This is a genomic window from Methanobrevibacter curvatus, from assembly GCF_001639295.1.
GTDB lineage: Archaea > Methanobacteriota > Methanobacteria > Methanobacteriales > Methanobacteriaceae > Methanoflexus > Methanoflexus curvatus.
In genome coordinates this window covers 1-6602 of record NZ_LWMV01000012.1, presented here as the reverse complement: position 1 = coordinate 6602, position 6602 = coordinate 1, and the positions used below count along the sequence as shown (strand labels likewise).

6 protein-coding genes are annotated in these 6602 nt (G+C 25.9%); 3 read left to right on the top strand and 3 right to left on the bottom strand.

Features of this window, described 5'->3' with window-relative positions; genetic code table 11:
- Nucleotides 1–217 precede the first annotated feature (217 nt).
- The 3 genes from nifE (at nt 218) to MBCUR_RS00440 (ending at nt 3525) form a co-directional block, all read left to right on the top strand.
- The gene (nifE, locus tag MBCUR_RS00450) at nt 218–1606 is read left to right on the top strand and encodes a nitrogenase iron-molybdenum cofactor biosynthesis protein NifE (protein WP_067088846.1); all 1389 of its coding nucleotides are present in this window, start codon (nt 218–220) and stop codon (nt 1604–1606) included.
- 143 nt (nt 1607–1749) lie between these two features.
- Entirely contained in the window at nt 1750–3198 is a 1449-nt protein-coding gene (locus tag MBCUR_RS00445) for a nitrogenase component 1 (RefSeq protein WP_067088844.1), read from the top strand.
- On the top strand, nt 3199–3525 hold the full coding sequence (locus tag MBCUR_RS00440; RefSeq protein WP_067088841.1) for a NifB/NifX family molybdenum-iron cluster-binding protein: 327 nt from the start codon (nt 3199–3201) through the stop codon (nt 3523–3525).
- Between the two features lie 48 nt (nt 3526–3573).
- On the opposite strand, the gene MBCUR_RS10875 is transcribed toward MBCUR_RS00440, so the two are convergent.
- From MBCUR_RS10875 to MBCUR_RS00430, 3 genes are all read right to left on the bottom strand, one after another.
- Nucleotides 3574–3696, bottom strand: a complete 123-nt coding sequence (locus tag MBCUR_RS10875) for a hypothetical protein (RefSeq protein WP_281190496.1) — start codon at nt 3694–3696, stop codon at nt 3574–3576.
- Nucleotides 3693–4613, bottom strand: coding sequence for an aspartate carbamoyltransferase (gene pyrB / locus MBCUR_RS00435; protein ID WP_067088838.1), 921 nt, complete (start codon nt 4611–4613; stop codon nt 3693–3695). Before pyrB ends, MBCUR_RS10875 begins: the two co-directional genes overlap by 4 nt.
- A gap of 331 nt (nt 4614–4944) precedes the next feature.
- Nucleotides 4945–6108 (bottom strand): Cdc6/Cdc18 family protein, encoded by a 1164-nt coding sequence (locus tag MBCUR_RS00430; protein ID WP_067088835.1) that lies wholly within the window; start codon nt 6106–6108, stop codon nt 4945–4947.
- Nucleotides 6109–6602 lie beyond the last annotated feature (494 nt).

Below are 6602 nucleotides of genomic sequence, written 5' to 3'. Positions count from 1 at the left end.
TATATAGATAGTTCAATCTATATTAAAATAATTCTTTAAAAAATAAATAGATTTAAGTAGTTATAATATAAAAATGCATTAAAAAAAAAATTACAATACTTTAATTATTATTTTATTAAATTGTACAATATTTAACTCAGTATTTAATTACAATAATGAATATTATCATGAAACAAATATTAGAAAATATTAAAATAAGTAAAGAGAGTAAATAGCTATGGATAATGAAAAAACTTGTAGTAGTGAAATAATTGAAACTTTTAAGTCAAGAGAAAGCCATATATGCATAAAATCTGGAAATTTATCCTTACCAGAATGTGATACTCCTGGAATACCTGGAACTGTGACTCAAAGAACTTGTGTTTTTGGTGGAGCAAGAATAGTTTTAATGCCAATTACTGATGCTTTACATCTTGTACATGGTCCAATTGGATGTGCTTCATGTACATGGGATATTAGGGGAAGTAAATCTTCAGATTCTAAGTTATATAAACAAGGGTGTTCATCAGATTTAACTGAATCTGATATTATCTTTGGAGGAGAAAGAAAACTTTATGATTCAATAATTGAACTTAATAAACTCCATGATCCTGGAGCTATTTTTGTTTATGCAACATGTGTATCTGGAGTAATTGGTGATGATATATCTGCAGTTTGTAAAAAAGCAGAAGAAGTTACAGGTTCTAGAGTAATTCCTGTTCAATCAGAAGGTTTTCAAGACCATAATAAAACTAAAGGTCATTGGATTGGCTGTGATGCTTTAATAGATAACCTTATAGGAACTGGGAATTTAGAAGATGAAACTCCCTTTGATATAAATATTGTTGGAGAATTTAATGTAGCTGGGGATTTATGGGGAGTTAAGCCTTTACTGGAATTTTTAGGAATTAGAATTATTAGTGCTATAACTGGAGATAGTAAAGTTGAAGACATAGCAAAAGCCCATAATGCTAAATTAAATATTGTTCAATGCCAAAAATCTTCAAATTATCTTGCAAAGAAAATGGAAAAAAAATTCAATATTCCTTCATTAAAAGTTAATTTCTTTGGAATAGATAGTACAATTAACAGTATTACAGAAATAGTTGAATTTTTTAATGATAATAAAATGAAAGAAAAAGCACAGGTATTGATTGAAAATGGCTTAAAAAATTTAGATGAAAAACTTAAAACCTACAGAAGCAGATTAAAGGGTAAAACTGTAGCCCTTTATGTGGGAGGAAATAAGGCATGGTCATTAGTCAGGGCTTTTGAAGAGTTAGGTATGGAAGTTATAATGAGTGGAACTAAAAATGGGATAAAAGAAGACTATGAAAATATTAGAGATGTTGTTAAAGAAGGAACTTTAATAGTAGATGATGCAAATTCAACTGAGCTAATGAAATTATTAAAAAAATACAAACCAAATCTATTAATTTCAGGAGCAAAGGAAAAATACATTGCTTTAAAATTAGGAGTAGCTTTTTGTGACTTTAATCATGATAGAATATCAGCTTTTGCAGGGTTTAAAGGCTTTTTAGAATTTGCAAAAGAAGTAGATGCAGCGGTTTCAACAAATGTTTGGAAAGTTGCAAAAAAACCATTCAAAACCATTTGTAAGATTTGAATAAGCATTAAAAAAAAAAAAAAAAATGTAAAAAGTGTAAAAAATCTAAAAAATTTATTAACTACTATAAAATTTTTGAAAAATGGTTCTATTATAATATTATAATTAAATGCTCTAGAATTTATAAAAAAAGGAGGTTAAAAATGAAAAATTGTCAAAATAATGGAGATTATGATAAAAAATTCGCAGTTTTAAATCCATCAAGAATGTGTATGCCAATGGGAGCTGTTCAAGCAATGATGGGAGTAAAAAATGCTATGCCACTTATTCATGGATCTCAAGGGTGTGCAACTTACATGCGTTTTCAACTTATTCGTCATTTTAGAGAGCCAATTGAAGTAGCATCAACATCACTTAGTGAAAAAACTGTAATCTATGGAGGCGAAGCTAATTTACTAAAAGGGCTTAAAAATATATCTGAAAAACAAAACCCAGAAATTATAGGAGTTATGAGTACTTGTTTAACTGAAACAATAGGGGATGATGTTTATGGTGCTATATCAAAATTTGAAGATGCGAATATTGGATTAAAATTACCTGAAATGTTTTCAATAGAAACTCCCAGCTATGCTGGAAGTCATATTGAAGGCTATGATAAAGCTATTTTATCAATGCTAAGACATTTTGCAAGAAAAACAATTGAAAATGATAAAGTAAATATTGTAATGGGTTTTCAATCTCCAGGAAATACAAAAAAGATAAAAGAAATCTTAAAAGACCTAAATATTGATGCCATTATTTTAACTGATAATAGTGAAAACTTAGATGGTCCATTAGATGAAAGTACATTAGAACTACACCAATATGGAACAACAAAAGAAGAATTAGAAGATAGTGCAAACTCAATAGCTACAATAGCTATTTCAAAACATTGTTACAGTGGAGCTAAATTTCTTGAAGAAACTTTTAATGTAAGAGCTATTTCCTCTCATAGCCCAATAGGAATTAAATACACTGATGAATTTATAAATAATTTAATTACACTAACAAATACAAAAGTTTCAGAAAAGGTTTTAAGGGATAGAGGAAGATTACAAGATGCTTTAGTAGATGCTCATTCATATAATTATAGAAAAAAAGTAGCTATTTTCGGTGATCCTGATATGGTTATAGGGCTTGCAAATTTAACAAGTGAAATGGGAATGATTCCAGAAGTTTTAGCAATAGGGATAGAAAGTGAAATATTTAGAAAAGATATGGAAGAGCTAATAAAAGATATAAAAGAATCTTACCAGGATTATAATCCAATAGTACTTGAAAATAAAGATCTTTATGATTTAGAACAAGTTTTAAATAATCATAAAGTAGATGTGTTAATAGGAAATGCCTATGGAAGCTCAATAGCTAAAAAGGAAAATATTCCATTATACAGAGTAGGTTTCCCAATATTTGATAGGTTAGGAACACAAAGAATAAGTTATTTTGGATACAATGGTTCAATTAAATTTGTAGATTCCATGACAAATATGATTTTAGATTACTACTATGACGAAGAAGGATATAAAATAGCTAAAGAAGAATTTCAATTAGATTTTAATGAAAATAAAGAAAAAGATAATGAAATGCTAAGTATAAAAGGAGGAGGAAAATAAATGAAAATAGCTGTTGCATCAACTAATGGAAAAGAAGTAGACCTACATTTTGGAGATGCCAACCAATTCTTCATATTTAACATAGAAGAAGATGAAAACAACTTCCAAGAATTAAGAGAAAAGACTGACCTAACATTACAAGAACACACAGAAAGATGGAGAGGAAGTATAGATTTAATAGAAGATTGTAAAGCAGTACTATGCTCAAAAATAGGAAAGGAACCTCAAATAGAACTAAGAAAATTAGGAATTAAAGCTATTCCCTTAGATTGTACAGTCAAAGATGCTTTAAAAGAATGTTCTGCCCATTTAAAGTTAAGTGATTAATTTATACATTAATTATACAAGATTTTTATACAGGATTTTTTCTTAATCTTAACTAAAATTAAACTTAGGTACATTTAAAGGATATTTTTTATCTGTTAACTTGTAGAGTTCTTTATATTCTTTTTTTGAATCAATTTTCTTATCAGCATTATTATCCTTTTTATTTTTCAAAACTTATTTTTAATCAATGTATTCAAAATAGCCATTCTAACAGGTACACCATTAAAAGCCTGTTTAAAATAAGTATTATACTTAGTGTTGTCAATATCGTGAGATATTTCATCTACTCTTGGTAAAGGATGCATAACTATTAAATTTTTTCCTTCAATTAGTTTTTTATCAATTAAATAAGCTCCTTTTATTTTAGAATACTCTTCAACATCAGGAAATCTTTCTTTTTGTATTCTAGTAACATATAATACATCAGAATTATTTAAAATATCTTTAATATCATTTGTTTGATTAAAAGATATGTTATTTTTTTCTAAATCATGTAAAATTTCATCAGGCATGGATAATTCTTTAGGTGATACAAAGTTCATGTTTATTCCAAATAAAGCTAATGCATAAGCTAAAGAATGTACTGTTCTTCCATACTTTAAATCTCCAACTAAAGAAACAGTAAAGTCCTTTAATTTTCCTAGCTCTTTTTTCATTGTATATAAATCTAACAATGTTTGTGTTGGATGTTGTCCTGCTCCATCACCAGCATTTATTACAGGAACATCGACTATATCAGAAATAAATTTAGAAACTCCTTCTAAGGAATGTCTTAAAACAATGGCATCACTATAGCTTTCAAGCATTTTAGAAGTATCAGCAAGATTTTCACCTTTAGAAACAGAGCTTGCATCAATACCAACAAAACCAATACAACTTCCACCTAATCGCTTCATAGATGTTTCAAAAGACAATCGAGTCCGAGTAGATGGCTCATAAAACATCATTCCTAAAATCTTTCCTTTTAAATCATTAGAGTATTCATTACTTTCAGCTATTTTTTCCATTTTTTTAGCTTTGTTTAAAATATATTCAATGTCTTTTTTATCAAAATCTTTTATAGAAATAACATTTTTTAATTTAAAAATTTTATCACCTAAGGTTTATAAGAATATTATTTAATAATATTTCAATGTTAATTATATTTAATATTGATTTAATTATATTTTATTTTTAAATCTTTAATAAATATATCTATTTAAATTCCATTATACATTATAAATAAAAATTTTAAAAATGTAAAGTTTTATAAAAAAATAAGAAAAATTAAAAATTTTAAAAAAAAATAAAAATATAGTTGACATATCAATTAACTAAATTAAAAAAAAATTAAAAAAATAAAGAAATAAGTTAAAAGAATAAAGAAATAAATTAAAAAAAGTAGAGAAATAAGTTAAATTTATTTATCTAATAAATCTATTAGTATGTAGACAATATATTCTTTTCAATTAACTCTGAATCACATTGCAAAGAAATTATATTTGTTCTACCCTTGCCTCTTCCTTTAGATATTGTGTTAGTGGAAATAATTCCAAGCAATTCTAATTGGTTAATTAAATCAAAAATTCTTCTGTAGGAAACACTTGTATCTCCTCTACAAACTTCCTGATATGTATCATATAACTTACCAGAAGTTATCTCCTCATTCTCATGTGTAAGTCTTAATAAAGCTTCTAAAATTCTCTGTTGTTGAATAGGAAGAGAAATTAAAATATCTGTAATTGTGTTATGTTCTATTTTATCTTTAGCAAGACTAACATGTGAGGTTAAAATTTTTGAGTCTCCATTTTCTTCGGCTATTTCTCCTGAAGTTTTTAAAAGGTCAAGAGCATATCTTGCATCTCCTTCATCTCTTGCTGCTAAAGCAGAACATAAAGCTATTACCTCTTCATCATATGTGTTTTGATTAAAAGACATTTGTGCCCTATCATCTAAAATATCTATGAGTTGTTCTGCATTGTATGGTGGAAAAACAACTTCTTTATCACATAAACTACTCATTACACGTGGTTGTATAAATTTTTTAAAATCAACATAATTACTTATAGAAAGAATGGACACATTTTCAGTACGAGTTAAAGTATATAATATGCCATCTCCATCTTTTTCAAGAAGAACATCAATTTCATCTAAAACAACAATCAATATCATGTTTTTTCCAAAGGCATTTCGTCTAAATATGTCTCTAAATGCTTTCATTACTTCATGCTTTGTCCATCCTCTATCTGGAACATCTCTACCCATTCTTTGACATAATTCTACTATGACTTGATATTCTGTTGTATAATCAGTACATCTAATGTATTCAGTCTTTACAAATACTTCTTTAGCATTAGAAGATCCTTTTAATTCTTTCATTGCAAACTTTGCAGCTGCAGTTTTACCTGTACCAGTTTTGCCAAATACTGTAATATTGGTAGGCGATGTATTGTATAATGCTTCAATCCAATATTTAGCTATCACTTTAATTTGGTCTATTCTATGTGGTAGATTATTCGGTATGTATTTATGGTCTAAGTATTTCTTATCCTTAAAAATAGAAACATAATCTCTCCCCATTATTTCATCAAACATATTCCCCATCTTATCACTCGACATTTTAAAAATAAAAATAAATTTTTAAGAAAATTATATAAAAAAAATTATATAAAAAAAATAAAAAATCATATAAAAAATAAAAAATTATATAAAAAATTAAACATTTAAAATATTAATTAAAAATATTATAATCCATTAAGAATATTAATCTGTTAAGAACATTATAATTCATTAAAATATTATTGAAAAATTAATTAAGATATTAATATTTATTAAAATAAAACTTTTAACAAAAAAAGCTTATTAAATTATAAAAATTAAAATAAAAATTATTAAAATAAAAAATTTCAATTGAAAACAATAAAAGTTTAATGAAAAATTTTATATTTTTTATTCAATTTTTTTAAATAAAATTTAAAAATATCTATGTTAAACTTCAACTGTAATCTATTTTTTTTTACATATAAATGTATGTATTTTTAAAAAAAATGAATTTAAATAAAATAAAAAGTATTTATAACAAAAAGATATATTAAGAC